Annotated in this window: 21 protein-coding genes; 10 read left to right on the forward strand and 11 right to left on the reverse strand. The window is 60.3% G+C overall.

Going from position 1 to position 17988, the window contains the following annotated elements; all coding sequences use genetic code 11:
• Positions 1-59: 59 nt before the first annotated feature.
• Together AB3G35_RS22265 and AB3G35_RS22270 are read right to left on the reverse strand one after the other, a co-directional pair.
• The gene (locus tag AB3G35_RS22265; protein ID WP_095040685.1) at positions 60-1046 is read right to left on the reverse strand and encodes a FecR family protein; all 987 of its coding nucleotides are present in this window, start codon (positions 1044-1046) and stop codon (positions 60-62) included.
• Positions 1043-1597, reverse strand: coding sequence for an RNA polymerase sigma factor (locus AB3G35_RS22270; protein WP_016781848.1), 555 nt, complete (start codon positions 1595-1597; stop codon positions 1043-1045). Before AB3G35_RS22270 ends, AB3G35_RS22265 begins: the two co-directional genes overlap by 4 nt.
• 183 nt (positions 1598-1780) lie before the next feature.
• On the opposite strand from AB3G35_RS22270, the gene AB3G35_RS22275 reads away from it, so the two are divergent.
• The 4 genes from AB3G35_RS22275 to AB3G35_RS22290 all read left to right on the forward strand — a co-directional run bounded on the left by AB3G35_RS22275 (position 1781) and on the right by AB3G35_RS22290 (position 6425).
• Positions 1781-2269 (forward strand): sigma-70 family RNA polymerase sigma factor, encoded by a 489-nt coding sequence (locus AB3G35_RS22275; protein ID WP_016781847.1) that lies wholly within the window; start codon positions 1781-1783, stop codon positions 2267-2269.
• Entirely contained in the window at positions 2266-3231 is a 966-nt protein-coding gene (locus AB3G35_RS22280) for a FecR family protein (protein ID WP_169905771.1), read from the forward strand. The genes AB3G35_RS22275 and AB3G35_RS22280 overlap by 4 nt, the downstream gene beginning before the upstream one ends.
• Before the next feature lie 226 nt (positions 3232-3457).
• Entirely contained in the window at positions 3458-5794 is a 2337-nt protein-coding gene (fecA, locus tag AB3G35_RS22285; RefSeq protein WP_106115777.1) for a TonB-dependent Fe(3+) dicitrate receptor FecA, read from the forward strand.
• A 202-nt stretch (positions 5795-5996) separates the two neighbouring features.
• The gene (locus AB3G35_RS22290; protein WP_016781844.1) at positions 5997-6425 is read left to right on the forward strand and encodes an HPF/RaiA family ribosome-associated protein; all 429 of its coding nucleotides are present in this window, start codon (positions 5997-5999) and stop codon (positions 6423-6425) included.
• A 73-nt stretch (positions 6426-6498) separates the two neighbouring features.
• Here AB3G35_RS22290 and AB3G35_RS22295 read toward each other — a convergent pair whose 3' ends face one another.
• Positions 6499-6999: a phosphate-starvation-inducible protein PsiE gene (locus AB3G35_RS22295; RefSeq protein WP_016781843.1), complete on the reverse strand. Its 501-nt coding sequence runs from the start codon at positions 6997-6999 to the stop codon at positions 6499-6501.
• A gap of 255 nt (positions 7000-7254) precedes the next feature.
• Here AB3G35_RS22295 and AB3G35_RS22300 point away from each other — a divergent pair, with 255 nt between their 5' ends.
• The 3 genes from AB3G35_RS22300 (at position 7255) to AB3G35_RS22310 (ending at position 8588) form a co-directional block, all read left to right on the forward strand.
• The gene (locus AB3G35_RS22300; protein WP_016781842.1) at positions 7255-7512 is read left to right on the forward strand and encodes a YebG family protein; all 258 of its coding nucleotides are present in this window, start codon (positions 7255-7257) and stop codon (positions 7510-7512) included.
• A 78-nt stretch (positions 7513-7590) separates the two neighbouring features.
• Positions 7591-8166, forward strand: coding sequence for an NAD(P)H-dependent oxidoreductase (locus tag AB3G35_RS22305; RefSeq protein ID WP_086799671.1), 576 nt, complete (start codon positions 7591-7593; stop codon positions 8164-8166).
• Between the two features lie 29 nt (positions 8167-8195).
• Positions 8196-8588, forward strand: a complete 393-nt coding sequence (locus tag AB3G35_RS22310; RefSeq protein ID WP_016781840.1) for a MerR family transcriptional regulator — start codon at positions 8196-8198, stop codon at positions 8586-8588.
• On the opposite strand, the gene AB3G35_RS22315 is transcribed toward AB3G35_RS22310, so the two are convergent.
• From AB3G35_RS22315 to hmgA, 4 genes are all read right to left on the reverse strand, one after another.
• Positions 8564-9589 carry a Glu/Leu/Phe/Val dehydrogenase dimerization domain-containing protein gene (locus tag AB3G35_RS22315; protein ID WP_086799673.1) on the reverse strand — a complete coding sequence of 342 codons (1026 nt, stop codon included), beginning with the start codon at positions 9587-9589 and terminating at the stop codon, positions 8564-8566. The genes AB3G35_RS22310 and AB3G35_RS22315 overlap by 25 nt on opposite strands.
• 225 nt (positions 9590-9814) lie before the next feature.
• A complete protein-coding gene (gene maiA / locus AB3G35_RS22320; RefSeq protein ID WP_369782143.1) occupies positions 9815-10453 on the reverse strand; it encodes a maleylacetoacetate isomerase in 639 nt (212 codons plus the stop codon).
• A gap of 11 nt (positions 10454-10464) precedes the next feature.
• Positions 10465-11769: a fumarylacetoacetase gene (gene fahA / locus AB3G35_RS22325; protein WP_369782144.1), complete on the reverse strand. Its 1305-nt coding sequence runs from the start codon at positions 11767-11769 to the stop codon at positions 10465-10467.
• Positions 11770-11772: 3 nt separating this feature from the next.
• Complete coding sequence (hmgA, locus tag AB3G35_RS22330) at positions 11773-13077, reverse strand: homogentisate 1,2-dioxygenase (RefSeq protein ID WP_095041512.1); 1305 nt, start codon at positions 13075-13077, stop codon at positions 11773-11775.
• 164 nt (positions 13078-13241) lie between these two features.
• Between hmgA and AB3G35_RS22335 the strand changes: the two genes are divergently transcribed.
• The gene (locus tag AB3G35_RS22335) at positions 13242-14036 is read left to right on the forward strand and encodes an IclR family transcriptional regulator (RefSeq protein ID WP_088378103.1); all 795 of its coding nucleotides are present in this window, start codon (positions 13242-13244) and stop codon (positions 14034-14036) included.
• A 12-nt stretch (positions 14037-14048) separates the two neighbouring features.
• On the opposite strand, the gene AB3G35_RS22340 is transcribed toward AB3G35_RS22335, so the two are convergent.
• The 3 genes from AB3G35_RS22340 to AB3G35_RS22350 all read right to left on the reverse strand — a co-directional run bounded on the left by AB3G35_RS22340 (position 14049) and on the right by AB3G35_RS22350 (position 15981).
• Positions 14049-14423 carry a hypothetical protein gene (locus tag AB3G35_RS22340; RefSeq protein ID WP_369782145.1) on the reverse strand — a complete coding sequence of 125 codons (375 nt, stop codon included), beginning with the start codon at positions 14421-14423 and terminating at the stop codon, positions 14049-14051.
• A 495-nt stretch (positions 14424-14918) separates the two neighbouring features.
• Entirely contained in the window at positions 14919-15605 is a 687-nt protein-coding gene (locus AB3G35_RS22345) for an LrgB family protein (RefSeq protein ID WP_016781833.1), read from the reverse strand.
• Positions 15595-15981, reverse strand: a complete 387-nt coding sequence (locus AB3G35_RS22350) for a CidA/LrgA family protein (RefSeq protein ID WP_134049656.1) — start codon at positions 15979-15981, stop codon at positions 15595-15597. Before AB3G35_RS22350 ends, AB3G35_RS22345 begins: the two co-directional genes overlap by 11 nt.
• 99 nt (positions 15982-16080) lie before the next feature.
• Between AB3G35_RS22350 and AB3G35_RS22355 the strand changes: the two genes are divergently transcribed.
• Positions 16081-16977: a LysR family transcriptional regulator gene (locus tag AB3G35_RS22355; RefSeq protein WP_016781831.1), complete on the forward strand. Its 897-nt coding sequence runs from the start codon at positions 16081-16083 to the stop codon at positions 16975-16977.
• On the opposite strand, the gene AB3G35_RS22360 is transcribed toward AB3G35_RS22355, so the two are convergent.
• Positions 16958-17413 carry a flavodoxin gene (locus AB3G35_RS22360; RefSeq protein ID WP_016781830.1) on the reverse strand — a complete coding sequence of 152 codons (456 nt, stop codon included), beginning with the start codon at positions 17411-17413 and terminating at the stop codon, positions 16958-16960. The genes AB3G35_RS22355 and AB3G35_RS22360 overlap by 20 nt on opposite strands.
• Positions 17414-17513: 100 nt before the next feature.
• Here AB3G35_RS22360 and AB3G35_RS22365 point away from each other — a divergent pair, with 100 nt between their 5' ends.
• On the forward strand, positions 17514-17981 hold the full coding sequence (locus AB3G35_RS22365) for a PAS domain-containing protein (RefSeq protein WP_016781829.1): 468 nt from the start codon (positions 17514-17516) through the stop codon (positions 17979-17981).
• Positions 17982-17988 lie beyond the last annotated feature (7 nt).

The raw sequence follows: 17988 nt of genomic DNA on the forward strand, positions 1-17988 counted from the left end.
AGACCGAGTTGATTCAATCGCGAGCAAGCCCGCTCCCACAGGGATATGTGGAGGGCGCGTCAACGCAACACAATCAGCCCGAGCACGTTGTGTTGTTCAAAGCCGAGCACGCCCTGCAATGAATTGAGCACCGCTTGCGGGTCCTGGCTAGGAAAACTGCCGCTGATCTTCCTTGCACCCAACTCACGGTTGAGCAGCACAATCTGGCCGGGGTAATAACGTTTGAGATCGGCGACAACATCAACCAGCGGGGTTTTGTAATAGCTCAGCCAGCCCGAGCGCCAGCCCAGGCGGGCCTGGCTGTCAACGTGATGCACCGTATCGGTCACACCTGCGTCGTAGGCTATTTGTTGATCGGCTGTAAGGATCTGCTGCGCTGCATTCTTGCCGGCCTTGACCCCTACCCGCCCGGACAACACCGTGACTTGCGCGCCTCCCGGTTGCAGGCGTACTTCAAACTCGGTGCCCAGTACCCGGGCTTCACCACCGTCGGCATCCACCACAAATGGCTCGCCGGTGTGGGTGACGTGAAAAAAGGCCACGCCGCGGCGCAACTGCACATGGCGCTCGCCGCCACTGAAGTTCACCGCAATGGCGCTGTCGGCATCCAGCGTGACCTGCGATTGATCGGCCAGCACCACAGTGCGAACTTGCCCCGGCACACTCACATAGTCCGCGCCCAGATCGTCCACCCAGCGCGCCGGCTGCCAGCCGGCAAACACACCGACCATCAGCAGCAAACACGCGGCAACCGCCAACCCGCCAGACCAATGCCGCAGGCGGCCGCGCCGGGACTTGTCCATTGCCGACAGGTAACGCTGCATGGCCAGCGACTCTTCGTCGGCCAGGGTGGCACCGGCCACCTCGCTCAACTCCCACACCACCTGGGCCTGGGCATAGGCCTCGGCGTGGGCCGGGTCAGCCAGCAGCCAGCGACTGAAAGTGGCCTGATCGCCGCTGTCCGGCTGATCATGCAGCACACTGAGCCATGCCAGTGCGGCGCGCTCTTGCTCGGCAGTAACGGCAACTCTTGAACGACTGATCACAACGCGGTCCCTGATGACGGCTCTCGCAGGCTGGCCTTGCAGGCCTCCAGGGCGCGCATCATATGTTTTTCGACGGCACTTTGGGACACACCCATGACCTTGGCGATCTCGGCATAGGTACGACCGTGAATGCGGTTGAGCAAAAAAATATGCCGCGTGCGCTCGGGCAGGCTGCGCAGGGCCGCCTCGACCTGGCGCAAGTCATTACCGGCTTCCAGGGCGGCCTGGGGCTCACAGCTGTTGGCGTCGGGTTCGGGTTGCCAGTGATGGCTGACCCGCTCGCGCGTGCCTTCGCTGCGCAAATGGTCAATGGCAATGTTGCCCGCACAACGCAGCAAATAGGTGCTCAGCTCTTCAACCTGCACCAGTGGCCGCCGCCAAAAACGCAGAAACAGATCCTGCACCAGATCGGCAGCCGTGGCCCGGCAACCCACGCGGCGGCTCACCAGCGCTTCCATTTGCGCACGCTGGGTCAAAAACACCTGCAGAAAATGCGCTCGTCCCTGGCGCGGTTCACTGTGGGGGCCATCCTTGAGTTCGGGTGGGGTCATGGAGATCGATGCGTAGGTCAAAAGGAAAGCGATACTAATGATAAATATTCTCATATGCAAAAGCAGATGACGGGCTGCGTGACGACCATTGATAAGTGGTGATTGCTCAATGTAATAAGCCACCACTACAATGCGAACAATTCTTGTTCTCTAAAGCGTTATTCAGCGCAGCCGGAGTGGTCGTTGTCGCAGTCAAACACCGTCGAGGTTCTGTATCAGGACCACCACAGCTGGCTCACGGGCTGGTTGCGGCGCAAGCTCGGTTGCCCGCAGAGTGCCGCCGACCTGGCCCAGGACACGTTCATGCGCCTGCTGACCGCGCGCGAAACCCCACCCCTGAACGAACCCCGGGCGTTTTTGACCGTGGTGGCCAAACGCGTACTGTTCAACCACTACCGTCGCCAGGACCTGGAGCGTGCTTACCTGCAGGCCCTGGCCGGGATGCCCGAGCAGGTCGCCCCCAGTGAAGAAGAACGCGCGATCATCCTGCAAACCCTGATGGAGCTTGACCAGTTGCTCGACGGCCTGCCCTCTCCGGTCAAACGGGCCTTTTTGCTGGCCCAGGTCGATGGTTTGAGCTACGCCGAAATTGGCGCTCAACTGGGCATCTCGATTGCCACGGTCAAACGTCACTTGAGCAAGGCAGCCCTGCGCTGCTACTTCGCCCTGTGAACGGTGCATTCAACGCACCGCCCGACATCGGCGCGGCGGTGGCCGAACAAGCAGTCAGCTGGCTGGTAGAAATGCAGGGCGGCGCACTCAGCCCCAGGCGCCAGCAGGCCTGGGAGCAATGGCTGCACGCCCATGCTGAACATCAGCGGGCGTGGGAGCATATCCAGCGCATCAACCAGCGCTTGCGCGGTTTATCATCGCCACTGGCCCATGCAGCCCTGAACGCGCCTAAAAGCAGCAGCCGTCGTCAGGCATTGAAGCTGTTGCTGCTTTTAGGCGCTGGCTCGGCGCTGACCTGGGGCCTGCGCGAGCAGTTGCCCGTGACCCCGCTGCTGGCAGACTTCAGCAGCCCGGTGGGGCAGCGGCGCAACGTGCAACTGCAAGACGGCAGCCAGGTCCGGCTCAACACCGCCAGCGCGGTCGATGTGCAGTTTGATGAACAGCAGCGGGTGATCCGCCTGCTCGAAGGCGAAATGCTGCTGACTGCCGCCCGGGATTCTCGCCCTCTGCTGGTGCGTACCGCCCACGGCACCTTGCAACCCCAGGCGGCGCGCCTGAATGTGCGCCAATTTGGCGACCGTACTGAAATCGCCGTGTTCGAGGGGCGGGTTGCGTTGATGCCAACGGCGCATACGGGCAGTGCATTGTGGGTCGAACCGCACCAGCAACTGAGCTTCAACCGCCAGGCCTGGAATGCTCCACGCCCGCTCGATGCCGGGAGCGGGGCGTGGGCTGACGGCATGCTGGTTGCTGCGCATATGCGCCTGGCAGACTTTCTCGCCGAACTGGGTCGCTATCGCCGTGGCCAGCTCAACTGCGATCCGAAGGTTGCCGACCTGCTGATCTCCGGCACCTACCCGGTGGACGACAGCGAGCGCGTGCTGGACCTGCTGGCGGTCAGCTTGCCGGTGCGGATCAAGCGCTTTACCCGCTATTGGGTAACGGTGGAAGCGCGGGTGTAACGGCTCTATGTGAACGGACGTGTTGTAGCAGCGGGCTTGTTGTGGGAGCGGGCTTGCTCGCGATGGGATCGCTGCGGTGTGCCAGACAGACCGCGTGGTTGCCATCGCGAGCAAGCCCGCTCCCACAAAGGGTCTGAGTTTAATTTCAAAAAATGTGAGCTGATTTCGGATCTGGCGTGACAGAGAAGGCAAGCCACTTCGATTCTCATCCTCACAGGATCCCTTCATGCCCGCTCAGCCCTTCCGCCTTACGTCCCTGGCCCGTTTGCTACTGGGTGCCAGTTTGAGTTTCAGCGTCTTGCCGATGGCGTTTGCCGACACCAAGGCTTATCACATCGCACCTTCTACGCTGGAAAATGCCCTCAACCAGTTTGGACGCGAAGCCGGGGTGCTGATCTCGTTCAGCTCCGCCGCCGCCAGCGGCATTCAAAGCAAGGGCCTGGAAGGCACCTATGACCCTGAACAAGGCCTGCAGGCCCTGCTCGAAGGCACCGGCCTGCAAGCCCGCGCCGAAGGCCAGGGCGCATTCAGCCTGCAACCGGCAACGGCTGCCACAGCCCCTGCCAGCATCGAGCTGGGCACCTCCAGCGTAGTCGGTGACTGGCTCGGTGACGCAGCACAGACCGATGTGTTCGAGCACCCCGGCGCCCGTGACGTGATCCGCCGCGAGGAATTCGAACGCCAGGGTGCCACCAGCGCGCGTGAAGTGCTCAATCGTATCCCCGGCGTCAACGCTCCGGAAAACAACGGCACCGGCAGCCACGACATGGCCCTGAACTTCGGCATCCGCGGCCTCAACCCGCGCCTGGCAACCCGTTCGACCGTGTTGATGGACGGCATTCCGGTGCCCTTCGCCCCCTACGGCCAACCACAGCTGTCGTTTGCCCCCATCAGCATGGGCAATATGGATGCGGTAGACGTGGTGCGTGGCGGCGGTGCCGTGCGTTATGGCCCGCAGAACGTCGGCGGTATCGTCAACTTCGTGACCCGTGCCATTCCTGACGAGCCGACGGTAAAAGTCGGCCTGCAAACCGAAACCAGCCCGTCGTCCACCCAGGACGGCTTCAAGAAAACCGCCAACCTGCTGGCCGGCGGCACGGCCGACAACGGCCTGGGCGGCGCCCTGCTGTACTCCGGCGTACGCGGCGGCGACTGGCGCCAGCACAGCGACACGCGCATCGACGACTTGATCCTCAAGGGCAACTACCAGATCGACGAAGCCAACAGCCTGCACGCAATGGCCCAGTACTACGATGGCGAAGCCGATATGCCCGGCGGCCTGAGCACCGCGGCCTACAAGGCCGACCCCTATCAGTCGACCCGCCCCAACGACAAGTTCTGGGGCCGTCGCACCCTGGTCAACTTCGGCTATCGCTACCAGCAAGACCGCCGTGAATTCACGGTCAACAGCTTCTTTACCAAGACCCTGCGCAGCGGTTATCTGGACCAGGGCAGCTTCCTTTCGCTGTCCCCCCGCGAATACTGGGTGCGCGGTATCGAAACCCGCATCGCCCAGGGTTTTGACCTGGGCAACAGCAGCCACGAAGTAGGCGCGGGCTATCGCTATATCAACGAAGCCGGCCATGAACTGCGCTACCGCACACCGATTGCCGCCAACGAACTGCCCACCACCAACAGCCGCAATGACCGCGACACCCGCGGCGCCACCGAGGCCCATGCGTTCTTTATCGATGACAAGATCGACATCGGCAAATGGACCTTCACCCCCGGCATTCGCTACGAAATGATCGAACAGCAGCAAACCAACCTGCTGACCAACGTCAAATACAAGGGCGACTACAACACCCCGCTGCCCGCGCTGAACGTGATGTACCACGTCACCGACAGCTGGAATCTGTACGCCAACACCGAAGGTTCCTTCGGCAGCGTGCAGTACAGCCAGATGCCCAACCGCGTGACCGGCGGTGAAGTCAAACCGGAGAAAGCGCGCACCTGGGAAATCGGCACACGCTACGACAATGGCAACCTGCGCGCGGAGATCGGCGCGTTCTTGATCAATTTCAACAACCAGTACGACAGCAACCAGACCACCGATACAGTGATCGCACGGGGCAAGACCCGTCATCAGGGTATCGAGGCCAGCGTCAACTACGCACTCGACGGCCTGAGCCCGGTACTGGCGGGGTTCGACGTGTACGCGACCTACGCCTATGTTGACGCGACCATCCGCGAAGATGGGCCGAACAAGGGCAATCGTGTGCCGTTCTCCTCAAAAAACAAAGGCAGCCTCGGCGTCGGCTACACCGAAGGGCCATGGAAAGCCAACCTGGACAGCACTTTCCAGAGCAACCAGTTCGCCGACAACGCCAACACCCGCGCCGAAAGCGCCGACGGCAGCACCGGTCTAATCCCGGGCTACATGGTGTTCAACAGCCGCGTGGGGTATGACTTCGGCCATCAACTGTCCGACCTGAACGTGGCGGTCGGGGTGAAAAACATCCTCAACCACGAGTACTACACCCGCTCGTTTGACGACAACAACAAGGGCAAATACGTGGGCGAGCCACGCACGCTCTATGTGCAGACTTCTGTCGCATTTTGATTTAAATCGGCTAAAGCCCGCACACGCGGGCTTTTCCTACAGGCAAAGACTGACACCGGTCACGACTTGCAAGACTTCCTGAAAATAGTGCTTGAAATATTTGCTCATCGGCCCAAACACTGTAACTGAGCGATGGCGATGAACCTTTGTACACTCAAGGCCGTCAGACCTCACACGAGCACGCTTATATAAGGGAAGAACTATGCTTACTCACGTCTTTTCCGATAAACACATCGACAGTGACAAACGCACCCAGGATTGGGTTACTGCAACTGTTGAAGTCACGCTCGAACGCCATTTGGAAGATCTGACCCGGGTCGAGGTCCATCTCAGTGATGAAAATGGCGGCAAGTCCGGTCCCAAGGACAAACGCTGCAAAATGGAGGCTCGACCTAAAGGACACCAGCCAATTCTTGTTTCCCACGATGCTGATTCGCTGACCCAGGCTGTGGAGGGTGCCGCCCAGAAGCTGGAGCACGCTCTGGAACACCTGTTCGGCAAGCTGCGTGGCAAACGCACAACCACCCTCGCCCCGGAAGGGTTTGAGGCAAAAGAGCCAAAACAGACCGCTGACGACTTGCTCGAAGAAGAGTTTTTAGAGAAAGAAAAAGAACTCGATAAAATCAGCTGATTCGGCGTCCTGGACGCACAAAAAAAGGCGGGCCCACTTCGGTGGGCCCGCCTTTTTCATGCCTGCAAACCGGTTAAAGTTCGCCCTTCTCCACTTCCGGGTGCTCACCGGAGCCGGCACCGGTCTTGCGATGGGGGTTCTCGATCTTCACCGACGGGAACTGCGACGACGCATAACGCACCACCAGGATGGCAAACGCCAGCAACAGGATCGCCCCGGTCAGGTACACCACGCCCATGTCCGGCGGGTTGTGATGGGACACGTTGGAAATCAGCAAACGGGTCAGCGCCGTGATTGCCACATAAATCAGAAAGCGCACGGGCATATGATTGGTCTTGAAATAAATCCCGACCATCGCGCCCAGCTCGAGGTAGATAAACAGCAACAGGATGTCATCAATCGTGATGTTGCCCTTCTCCACCATCCCAAGGAATTCCATCACCGCCGCCCAGGCAGTGACCGCGCCAATGGCAAACAGCGCCAGGTAATGGAAGGTTTCGACGAACAGATTGCCCATCGACTCGGCCAGTTCATGAACCTGGCGACGTAGCTTCTCAGCTTTGTTAACTCTCACGATGCAGCTCCTTGAATCGACTCGAACGGATCATCCGCGATGCACATGACGCTTTTTACATGCAGAAAAAAGGCCAGTCACTGCTGTTGAGATGGTGACCGCCGCCCATAAGGCACCTCTGGCCCGATCGGGCATGCCATTTACAGCTACATTGAAAAAGCCGCTATTCAAATGCTGGCGATTGGCTTATCCTTTTCGCTGTATATAAATACAGTAATCGCTAGATAATTTACGTGAAGGCATATGAGGTGGTAAATGGCCGTCGAAGTGGTATACCGCAGCAGCCGAGATCTGGAGCGTTTGTTCATGGATAAAGCCGAAGCTGACCGTCATGACAAAATGCTGGAACTGGCAGAGTTGCTGGCCGAAGTGCTGCAAAAAGCAGTGCCGTCCCTGAACGAGCAACAAGTCGAAGAAGCCGGTATCTACATGGCGAAAAATCGCGATGTGTTTGCCAAGGCCTTCAAGAGCCAGCCGGACGCCCTGTCCGAGTTGCTGGTCGACAGCGAGTAAGACTGCCGCGTACTCGCTTGACTCTCCCCTACGGGGCAGACCCTACCCTCAAAGGCCCCCTTTCAGGTTGGCGTCATGATGAGCAAGCGAGTACTGGTCATTCTCGGTCACCCCGGCACCCACAGTTTCTGTAGCGCACTGGCAGACAGCTATATAGCTGCAGCCAAGGATGCCAGCCATGATGTACGCGTCATGCGCCTGGGCGATCTGCGCTTCGACCCGGTGCTGCGCGAAGGCTACCAGCAGGTCCAGGCGCTGGAGCCTGACCTGCTGCAGGCTCAGGCCAATATCCATTGGGCCGAACACCTGGTGCTGGTCTACCCGATCTGGTGGGGCGGGATCCCTGCATTGCTCAAGGGTTTTTTCGACCGCATTCTGCTGCCCGGTTTTGCCTTTCAATACCGTGAGGGCAAGGCCTTCCCTGCAAAATTGTTGAAAGGCCGCAGCGCACACCTGCTGGTGACGATGGACACCCCGCCGTGGTACTACCAATGGGTGTACCGCATGCCGGGGCTGCATCAGGTTCGCAAAACCACACTGGCGTTTTGTGGCATAAAACCCACCGCTACCCTGACATTTGGCCCGATCCTGAACGCCACGCCCGGGCAAAGAGAGGCCTGGCTTCAGGCGGCACACCAGCTCGCCACGCGTTAAGCCAGCGGGCGGCGATAAAAGGACTTTTCATGTATATCGGCAAAGCCGCCCAGTTGTCCGGCACCACCGTCAAAAGCATTCGCCACTACGAAGACATCGGTCTGCTACCTGCGCCGCAACGCCGTGGCGCCTATCGCGTCTACAGCGAGCAAAGCGTTGAACTGCTGATGTTTATCAAGTGCGCGCAGCAGTTGGGCTTCAAGCTCAAGGAAATGCAGGCCATTCTTGATCAGCATCGCGGCCAAACGCTGCCGTGGCAGGTCGTAAGCAACGCCATCGCCCGGAAAAAACACGCCGTAATGGGTCAGATAGATGCGTTGCAACAGGTGCATGCGGGGCTGGTCGAGTTTGAGGCTCGCTTTGCCCTGGGAGGCCCGGAGCTGGACTTGGCCTGTGTTCAGTCCTTGGGATACAACAATTGATGTGCCAGCTCGTCAGAAACCCGTGCCGGTGAGCGTTTTTCAGCCTGGGCATGGGCATAAATGCCGGTCAAACGCTGGCTGATCTGCAATAACTGCTGGTTGATGGCCTCGGGGGCTGCATTTTCATGGGTCAGGGCCATATAGATCAGCCCACCGGAATTGATGACGTAATCGGGCGCATACAAAATGCCTCGCCGCTCCAACTGATCGGCCACTTGCAGATTGGTCAGCTGGTTATTCGCACATCCGGCCACCGCCGAGCAGCGCAGTTGCGCCACGCTGTGCCAGTTCAACACCCCGCCCAGACCGCACGGTGCAAGGATATCGCAGGGGGTGCTGAGCAAAGCTTCGCAGGCAATCGGGTGCGCCCCCAGTTGCTCCATGGCCAGGCGCACTTTGCCGGGGTCGGTATCGCACACCAGCAATTCGGCACCCGCAGCATGCAGTTGTTCGGCCAGGGCGTAACCCACTTTGCCCAGGCCCTGCACTGCCACCCGCAAGCCTTCGAGGTTGTCACTGCCCAGGCGCGACGATGCAGTGCTGCGGATTCCGGCAAACACCCCCATCGCCGTATGGGGCGAAGGGTCGCCGGCAGCAGTGGTGCTGGTCACATGCCGGGTGTGCTGCGCTATGCAGTCCATGTCTGCAGTTGATGTGCCGCTGTCGATTGCCGTGATATAGCGCCCGTCCAGTTGGTCTACACAGCGACCAAAGGCTTCGAACAGCGCCGCGCGGCTATCGACGTGGGCCGCACGCACCACCACGGCTTGCCCCCCGCCCACGGCCAGCCCGGCCAGCGCCGCCTTGTAGCTCATGTCCTGCGCCAGGCGGACGGCATCACCCACCGCACTTTCGTCATTGGGGTAAGCCAGATAGCGACAACCCCCCAATGCCGGCCCCAGGCGAGTGTTATGGATGGCAATTACGGCTTTCAGGCCTGTCACGGGGTCTACACTAAGGTGCAGCGACTCAAGCTGAGCGCTTTGCATGAGAGCAAACATCATCAGGCCCTCGAACGATTATGGGTATTCGCCAGTATAGGCGGCGCCAGAAAACTCGTTGAAGTGCGCAGGCATAAGCCTGTGCGCTTTTCAGGGTTTCGGACATATCCACAAGGGAGCACATCCTGTGGGAGCGGGCTTGCCCGCGATGGGATCGCCGTGGTCTGACAGATAGACCGCGTCGCTCCCATCGCGAGCAAGCCCGCTCCCACACACAGAGTGGGGTCAGGCCGGGGTGTCGGGCTGATTGGCCGGGTGCGCCGAGATAAACGCCGGATGTTGTTCTGCCAGCGCCGCCACCCGGGCAATGCGCGGGTACGCCGCCAGGGGCACGTTAAACCGCTGCGCCGCATATAACTGCGGGATCAAATATACATCGGCCAGTCCGGGCTGTGGCCCGAAGCAATAACCGCTGTCATCGATCAACTGTTCAATGGCGCCCAGCCCCTGGCTGATCCAGTGAACGATCCACTCCCCCACCTGCGCTTCATCGTGCCCCAATTGACGCAGCCGGTTAAGCACGCTGACGTTGTGCAACGGGTGAATATCACACGCCACCAGCGCCGCCACCGCCCGCTCCCGAGCACGGACTGTCAGGTCGGCAGACAGCAGCGCCACTTGCGGGTAACGCTCTTCGAGGTATTCGATGATCGCCGGTGACTGGGTCAGCACATCGCCCTCGTCCGTGCGCAAGGCCGGTACGCGGCCTTGCGGGTTGATCGCCAGGTACGCCGGCTGACGGTGCTCACCGCCAGCCGGCGCGATCAGATTGACCGGTAGCGCCCGATAATCCAGCCCCTTGAGTGCCAGCGCAATACGTACCCGGTAGGACGAGGTTGAGCGGTAATAAGTAAAGAGTTCCATAGCCCGCTCCTTTAGCGCGCGGCAACAACCTTGCCCCGGCACTCGCCAAAACCGATGGAGGCATGACCTTCACGGGTGCAGCGGGCACGCAGGATGATTTCGTCACCATCTTCCAGGAACTTGCGCACTTCACCCGAAGCCAGCTCGATCGGGTGTTTGCCGCCTTCGGTGATTTCCAGCAGGCTGCCCAGTTGCGAGCGGTCGGGGCCCGACAAGGTCCCCGAGCCAAACAGGTCACCGGACTGCAACTGGCAACCGTTGACACTGTGATGAGCCACCAGTTGAGCCGCAGTCCAATACATGTTCAGGCTGTTGCTCAAGCCCAGGCGATGGGCTGGCAGGTTCTGTTCGCGCATCGCCTCGGTCAGCAGCAGCACTTCCAGTTCGATATCCAGCGCACCATTGGCCTGATCCCTGGTATCGAGCAGGTAAGCCAGTGGTTGCGGGTCACCTTCAGGGCGGGTCGGTTGCGCACGGCGGAACGGCTCCAGCGCTTCGGCGGTCACCACCCACGGCGAGATGCTGGTAATAAAGCTCTTGGACAGGAACGGGCCCAGCGGCTGGTATTCCCAGGCCTGGATATCCCGCGCCGACCAGTCGTTGAGCAGGCAGAAACCGGCAATATGCTCGCCTGCTTCGCTGACCGGGATCGCGTCGCCCATGTCATTGCCCTGGCCAATCCAGATCCCCAATTCCAGCTCGTAGTCCAGCCGTGAGCACGGGCCAAAGGTCGGCTCGGTCTGCCCGGCAGGCAGGGTTTGCCCTTTGGGGCGGCGTACTTCAACACCAGAGGGGCGAATGGTCGAAGCGCGACCGTGGTAGCCAATCGGCACATATTTATAGTTGGGCAGCAGTGGATTGTCGGGGCGAAACAGCTTGCCGACGTTTTTGGCGTGCTCGATGCCGACATAAAAATCGGTGTAGTCGCCGATCTTGGCCGGCAGATGCAATTGGCAATCCGCCGCCAGTGGCAGCAGCCGCGTGCCCAGTGCTTCGATTTTGCCGCGCAGGGTGCTGCCCTCGCTCAACAGTTCGAGCAAGCGCTCGCGCAGGGCGACCCGGGCACTGCGGCCCAGGGCGAAAAAGGCATTCAATGCGCCGCCCAGGGAGGCTTCAACCGCCACCTTGGCCGGGCCTTCAAACAGGCCCGCCGCCAGCCCGGCCTCCAGATCGAAAATCGCATCGCCAATGGCAACCCCGCTGCGCGGTGCCGACCCGCCAATGCTGAAAATGCCCAGCGGCAAGTTCTGCAACGGGAAATCGCGGTGGCCGTTGGCAGAGCTGATCCAGCTTCGGGCAAGAGTGGTCTGGGTCATGGGTTATCTCCGATTCGGGGTGAAGGTCACGGGCAGCGTGGCCCAGCAAGCGTCGTAGTTCGATTGCAATTGCGGGCATTCAAGGGCGAACCGGCTTGGGCGCAACACCTGGCTGGTCTCGAACATAAAGGCCATGGTGTTGTCGATTTTGCTCGGTTGCAGCTCGGCCGCAATCGCTTTGGTACAGGTTTCGCCGTCCGGGCCGTGGGCGCTCATGCAGCTGTGCAGTGACGCACCGCCGGGCAGGAAGCCTTCGGCCTTGGCGTCGTAGCTGCCCTGGATCAGGCCCATGAATTCGTTCATCAGGTTGCGGTGGAACCACGGTGGCCTGAAGGTATTTTCAGCCACCATCCAGCGCGGAGGAAAGATCACGAAGTCGAGGTTGGCCAGACCCGGCACGCTGGTAGGCGAAGTCAGGACAGTAAAGATCGACGGGTCGGGATGGTCGAAGCTGACCGTGCCGATGGTGTTGAAGCGGCGCAGGTCATATTTGTACGGCACGTTGTTGCCATGCCACGCCACCACGTTAAGCGGCGAATGGTCCAGCTCGCAGCCCCACAGCTCACCGAGGAATTTTTGCACCAGGGGCGTGCCCTGGCGTGTGTCTTCGTAATGGGCAACCGGGGTCAGGAAATCCCGGGGGTTGGCCAGGCCATTGCTGCCAATCGGCCCCAGATCGGGCAGGCGCAGCGGCGCGCCGTGGTTCTCGGCAACATAGCCGCGAGCCTGGGCATCGAGCAGCTCAACGCGAAACTTGAGGCCACGGGGGATCACCGCGATTTCCAGTGGTTCCAGATCCAGGCGCCCCAGCTCGGTACAAATGCGCAAGCGGCCCAGTTCGGGCACCAGCAGCAACTCACCATCAGCATTGAAAAACACCCGCTGCATCGAGGTATTGGCGCGGTAATGGTAGATGCTGATGCCCGAAGGTTTTTCCGACCCGCTATTGGCCGCCATGCCCACCAGGCCGTCGATAAAATCTGTTGCTTGATCTGGAATCGGCAACGGGTTCCAACGCAAGCGATTGGGGGTCACCGGCCCCAGCGGGCCTCCCGCCAATTGCCGCTCGAGCTTGACGAACGCCGGGTGCCTGGCGGACGGCTGGATGCGGTACATCCAGGTACGCCGCGCCTCGCTGCGCACCATGGTGAACGCCGTACCGGAGAACAATTCGGCGTACAGACCGTAGGGGGCTTTTTGCGGGGAGTTCTGACCCACCGGCAGGGCGCCGGGCAATGCTTCGCTGCTGAATTCGTTGCCAAACCCGGACTGATAGCCAAGACCTGACGAAGGCGAATCGACGTTCATGGAGCCTCCAGCATGGAGAAGGCAGCGGACTGCGCCCGGCGCTGGAAGCGTTTGCGCGTCGCTGCGTTATTTTTATCGTAATTCGATTACGCATAACGTAATTTGATTGGTATTCAGCGTCAAGCTATAAAGACGCCCATTCGTCCCGAGATATAAGCACTTCCATGGAAAAGCCCCGCAGCAGCACCGACAGCACCGGCAAGCAGAAAGTGCGTTCGGCCGAAGTCGGCACGGACATCCTCAAGGCGTTGGCCGAGCTGTCCCCCTCGACATCGCTGTCGCGCCTGGCCGAACACGTACAAATGCCCGCGAGCAAGGTGCATCGCTACCTGCAGGCACTGATCGCCAGCGGTTTCGCCGAACAGAATGTCGCCACCAACCATTACGGTTTAGGCCGCGAGGCATTGCGCGTGGGGCTGGCCGCGCTCAACAGCATGGACGTACTGAAAGTCGCCAGCCTGCCTTTGGCCGAGCTGCGCGACGACTTGAATGAAACCTGTTTTTTGGCGGTGTGGGGTAATCAGGGGGCAACTGTGGTGCACATTGAGCCAGCCGTGCGGGCAGTCACCGTAGTGACCCAACTGGGTTCGGTCTTGCCACTTCTCAGTTCATCGACAGGGCTGGTGTTCAACGCATTTTTGCCGGATCGCGAAACCGTCGACTTGCGCGAACTGGAGTTCAAGACCGATCAGGTACATCCGCTGCAAACACCTGAAGCCTACACGGCGCTTTGCAGCCAGATCCGCAAGCGCGGTTTGCATTTCGTGCATGGCTTGCTGATGCCTGGTGTCGATGCCTTGTCGGCCCCGGTATTCAATGCAACCGGCCAGGTGGCGGCTGTACTGACCGTGGTCGGCCCAACGTCACTGTTTCACGCCGATGAAAATGGGCCAGCGGCCAAACGCTTGCTGGCCGCCAGCCAGGCCATCAGTTGGCGGATGGGGTATCAGCCGGGCTGATGGCCCACGGCATCACACCATCCACTTGTATTTGGCCTGATCGAGCAGCTCGCTCATCATCTGTTCGATGCGCTCGATGGGCAGGTGGTCGAGCCGATGGATATCCTGGAACGTGCCACCCTTGCTGAACACCCCGGTTTCCCAGTCGTTGTGTGCTTGCACGGTGCCCCACTCCAGCGTGTCCATACCCAGGCCCAGCAGGTCCTGGCTGTAGATAACCGTCATGTCGACAATATTGTTGACCGTGTTGAGATAAATATTTTCGCAGTCCAGTGCCTGGTGCTGCAGTTGCTCATTGAGAAATTCGCGCACCCGCTCAACCACTTGCGGGCTGGGTTTGAGGGTGAATTTATCGGTCATGAATGCGTTGTTATCCTGAGTGTTCATGATGAACTCCTGTCCGTGCTCCCGGCCTGTTCAGCGTCTTGCTGCAACAAAGGCTGCCGGGAGCAATCATGTGAAAATCCATTCAACACGATCAGAGCCAGGGGCCTGCGATACATAATTATCGTGTATCCAGGTCCTTGAGCCACAAGCCTTTTTTAGCCGCACAACTGTTGCCGAAGATGTAAAACAGATTGTCCCAAAGCGGGCTTACTCCTCTGCCGACCAGCCCTTATTCTTGTCGAACGTTCCAGCACGGGCACACGCCCAACGCATCGAGTCGCATCGACTCTGCCCACCGATTTACCCTGACGTTGATTTGTAGCTCCTTGATGAACGTCTTCCTTGGCCGCTGTTTTACAGCGGCCTTTTTTATGCGCGTAAAAAACTGTGGGAGCGGGCTTGCCCGCGATGGCATCGACACGGTTCTCCAGCAAGACCGCATTGGGTCAATCGCGAGCAAGCCCGCTCCCACGGGGTCTGTGGTGTGCTGAGTAACTAGAACACCATCGCCAGCAACGGCGCGGCGAACAGGTTGAGGATGCCAGTGAGTACCATCACCAGCCCCGCCACCGAACCTTCTTCACTGCCCACTTCGCGGGCGCGGCTTACACCGGCACCGTGAGCGCCAATACCAAACAGCGCGCCCCGCGCCAGGCTGCTGCGCAGCGGCAGCCACTTGAGCAAAATCCCGCCGAGCAACGCGCCAAACACGCCGGTAAACATCACAAACACCGCTGTCAGTTCAGGCACGCCGCCCAGGTCCTGGGCCAGAGGCATGGCAAACGGGGTGGTAATGGAGCGCGGTACCAGCGACATGGTCAATGAGGTGTCCAGCGCCAGCGCCCGGGCCAGCCAGAACGAACTGCCAATGGACGCCGCGCTGCCCGCCAGCATCCCCAGCAGCAACGCCACCCAGTGTCGCGCCAGCAGCTTGCGTTGCTGCCAGATCGGCACGGCAAAGGCCACGGTCACCGGCCCCAGTACCAGCATCAGCCAATGGGTATTGCTTGAGTACTCGGCATAAGCGGTGTGCAGCGGCACGGCCACGGCAAGCAGCAAGGCCGGTACCAGAATCAGCGGCGACAGCAGGTAACGCCCGGTGCGCCGGTACAGCCAGCGGCTGAAGCCGTAGGTCAACAGGGTGAACAGCAGCCAGAACATGGGCATCAATTCAAACTTCATGACGCAGCCTCCAGCGGCACACGGCTTCCACGGTAAATGCCGTAACCACCATCACCAGCAGGGTGCTGACGCCGATTACCAGCAGAATGCGCCAGCCCTCGTCGCGCACGAGCACGCCGTAATCGAGCAGGCTCATCAGCGCCGGGATAAAAAACAGCAGCATTTCAGCCATCAACACACCGGCGCCCAATTGCAGGGTTGCAGGCTTGACCCAGCCCAGGGCAAACGCCAGCAACAGCAGCACCATGCCCACTACACCGCCGGGGATCGGCAGGTGCCACCAGGCCGCCAGCTGGCAACCCAAAAAGTACAAAGCCAACAGCACGGCCAGCTCACTGACCAACCGACCCAGGCGTTTTACATCGAAGCGTTTCATGATTTTTCCATTCCAGACAGGCCTTCAGTTTAAAGAGCCTGCTAACATCCCTAAAACGAATTGTCAGACTTGCAGCCATTCCAAACTGGAATTACACCAATGGAATTCAAACACCTGCGTACCTTTGTCGAAGTGGCCCGCCTGGGCGGCTTTACCCCCGCCGCCCACAGTTTGCACATCAGCCAGTCGGCCGTGAGCAAGCAAGTGGCGCAGCTCGAACACAGCCTCGGCACGCCGCTGTTCGACCGTACCGGCTCACAGGTGCGGCTCACAGCGGCAGGGAATGTAGTGCTGCAACGGGCCGAAGGCATGCTGCGCTTGCACCGGGAATTGCTGAGCGAGCTGGACGATCTGAGCCATATGACCCGGGGGGAGCTGCGGCTAGGCCTGCCGTTGTTGGGCAGCAACACGCTGTTTGCCGGGTTGTTTGCCGAATACCGACGACGCTATCCGAATATTCAGGTGCAGTTGCTCGAAGAAGGCAGCTTGAATATTGAGCAGGCCGTGCTGAGCGGCGAGCTGGAATTGGGTGGCAGCCTGACGCCGAAAAATCCCGCGTTTGCTTATCAGCCGTTTTGTGACGAGCCGCTGGACGTTTTGCTCCCGGCCGATCATCCGCTGGCCGAGGGGCCCGGCGTGCGCCTTGAACAATTGGCTGATACGCCATTTTTGCTTTACCAGCGCAGCTTTGTGCTCAACGACCGGGTGCTCAAGGCCTGCCAGCAGGCTGGCTTTACCCCCAGGGAAGGCGGGCGCAGCGGTCAGGCGGATTTTCTGGTGGCGCTGGTGGCCGCAGGCCAGGGCGTGGTATTGCTGCCCAGCGTGGTGGCCCGCGGCCTGGTGCGCCCCGGGGTGGTACGCCTCAAACTGGCTGCACCGGATGACTTGCGCTGGGATATCGCGTTTATCTGGCGCGATGGCGCGTACCTGTCACGGGCAGCCCAAGCCTGGCTTGAGCTGCTGCGTGAGCGCCCGGTTACGGCTTCAGTGCTTTGATCAAGTCCGCGATCCACGGCTCGGAGTCTTCCTCAGGGGTAACCGTGACGCTGGAATCCAGGCGCAGCATCGGCAGCACTTCGCGCACGCCCAGCTCGGCAAACAGCTCGCGCATTTGCTCGCCACCGCCACAGAAGGTGTCGCCGTAGCTTTCGTCACCCAAGGCGATTACTGCGCCGGGCAGCCCGCGCCAGGCAGCTGGCAACTGGTCACGAATGGCGCTGTACAGCGGCACCAGATTGTCCGGCAGCTCGCCCATGCCCGTGGTCGAGGTCACGGCCAGCAGCGCCTGGGGAGCAAACGCCTGGACATCGGCCAACGTGGCGCGGGTATTGAGCAAAACCTCAAAACCGGCATCGGTCAGCAGTTGTTTCGCATTGCGGGCGACTTCTTCAGCGGTGCCGTACACCGAGCCGGAAAGGATGGCGACTTTCATCAATCTGATCCTGTAACTGACTAAAAGCCCGGGATATTAACAGGTCTGGCAGCGATGCCTTACCATGCGCCAATCCGCATACCCCAAGGAGAGCAACCCCATGATCAATGCCCGCTTGCTACAACGCATGGTAGACGCGTCCCAGGACGGCATTGTGGTTGCCGAACAAGAGGGTGAAGACAACATCCTGATCTATGCCAACGCCGCCTTTGAAGCCCTCACCGGCTACAGCCGCGACGATATCCTGTACCAGGATTGCCGCTTCCTGCAGGCCGGCGACCGCGACCAGCAGGGCCTGCAGTTGATCCGCGAGGCGATTGCCAGCGGCCAGCCCACCCGCCAGGTGCTGCGCAACTACCGCAAGGACGGCACGCACTTCTGGAATGAGCTGTCGATCACCCCGGTATTCAATGAGAACGACAAGCTGACGTACTTTATTGGCGTGCAAAAAGACGTCACCCAGCAGGTCAAGGCGCAGCAGCGGGTCGCCCAGCTCGAAGCCCAGCTGGCCGCGGTACAGGCCGAGCTGCAAGCGCTCAAGGCGACGAGCGGATTAAACAAAACGTAGAAATCGA

This window comes from Pseudomonas sp. WC2401, assembly GCF_041200115.1.
Classification (GTDB): domain Bacteria; phylum Pseudomonadota; class Gammaproteobacteria; order Pseudomonadales; family Pseudomonadaceae; genus Aquipseudomonas; species Aquipseudomonas fragi.

Bases quoted from the DNA above. Each gene is read 5' to 3' on its own strand.
- AB3G35_RS22270 (WP_016781848.1), bottom strand. From the start codon at position 1,597: ATGACCCCACCCGAACTCAAGGATGGCCCCCACAGTGAACCGCGCCAG.
- fecA (WP_106115777.1), top strand. From the start codon at position 3,458: ATGCCCGCTCAGCCCTTCCGCCTTACGTCCCTGGCCCGTTTGCTACTG.
- AB3G35_RS22290 (WP_016781844.1), top strand. From the start codon at position 5,997: ATGCTTACTCACGTCTTTTCCGATAAACACATCGACAGTGACAAACGC.
- AB3G35_RS22300 (WP_016781842.1), top strand. From the start codon at position 7,255: ATGGCCGTCGAAGTGGTATACCGCAGCAGCCGAGATCTGGAGCGTTTG.
- AB3G35_RS22305 (WP_086799671.1), top strand. From the start codon at position 7,591: ATGAGCAAGCGAGTACTGGTCATTCTCGGTCACCCCGGCACCCACAGT.
- AB3G35_RS22310 (WP_016781840.1), top strand. From the start codon at position 8,196: ATGTATATCGGCAAAGCCGCCCAGTTGTCCGGCACCACCGTCAAAAGC.
- AB3G35_RS22315 (WP_086799673.1), bottom strand. From the start codon at position 9,589: ATGTTTGCTCTCATGCAAAGCGCTCAGCTTGAGTCGCTGCACCTTAGT.
- maiA (WP_369782143.1), bottom strand. From the start codon at position 10,453: ATGGAACTCTTTACTTATTACCGCTCAACCTCGTCCTACCGGGTACGT.
- fahA (WP_369782144.1), bottom strand. From the start codon at position 11,769: ATGACCCAGACCACTCTTGCCCGAAGCTGGATCAGCTCTGCCAACGGC.
- hmgA (WP_095041512.1), bottom strand. From the start codon at position 13,077: ATGAACGTCGATTCGCCTTCGTCAGGTCTTGGCTATCAGTCCGGGTTT.
- AB3G35_RS22335 (WP_088378103.1), top strand. From the start codon at position 13,242: ATGGAAAAGCCCCGCAGCAGCACCGACAGCACCGGCAAGCAGAAAGTG.
- AB3G35_RS22340 (WP_369782145.1), bottom strand. From the start codon at position 14,423: ATGAACACTCAGGATAACAACGCATTCATGACCGATAAATTCACCCTC.
- AB3G35_RS22345 (WP_016781833.1), bottom strand. From the start codon at position 15,605: ATGAAGTTTGAATTGATGCCCATGTTCTGGCTGCTGTTCACCCTGTTG.
- AB3G35_RS22350 (WP_134049656.1), bottom strand. From the start codon at position 15,981: ATGAAACGCTTCGATGTAAAACGCCTGGGTCGGTTGGTCAGTGAGCTG.
- AB3G35_RS22355 (WP_016781831.1), top strand. From the start codon at position 16,081: ATGGAATTCAAACACCTGCGTACCTTTGTCGAAGTGGCCCGCCTGGGC.
- AB3G35_RS22360 (WP_016781830.1), bottom strand. From the start codon at position 17,413: ATGAAAGTCGCCATCCTTTCCGGCTCGGTGTACGGCACCGCTGAAGAA.
- AB3G35_RS22365 (WP_016781829.1), top strand. From the start codon at position 17,514: ATGATCAATGCCCGCTTGCTACAACGCATGGTAGACGCGTCCCAGGAC.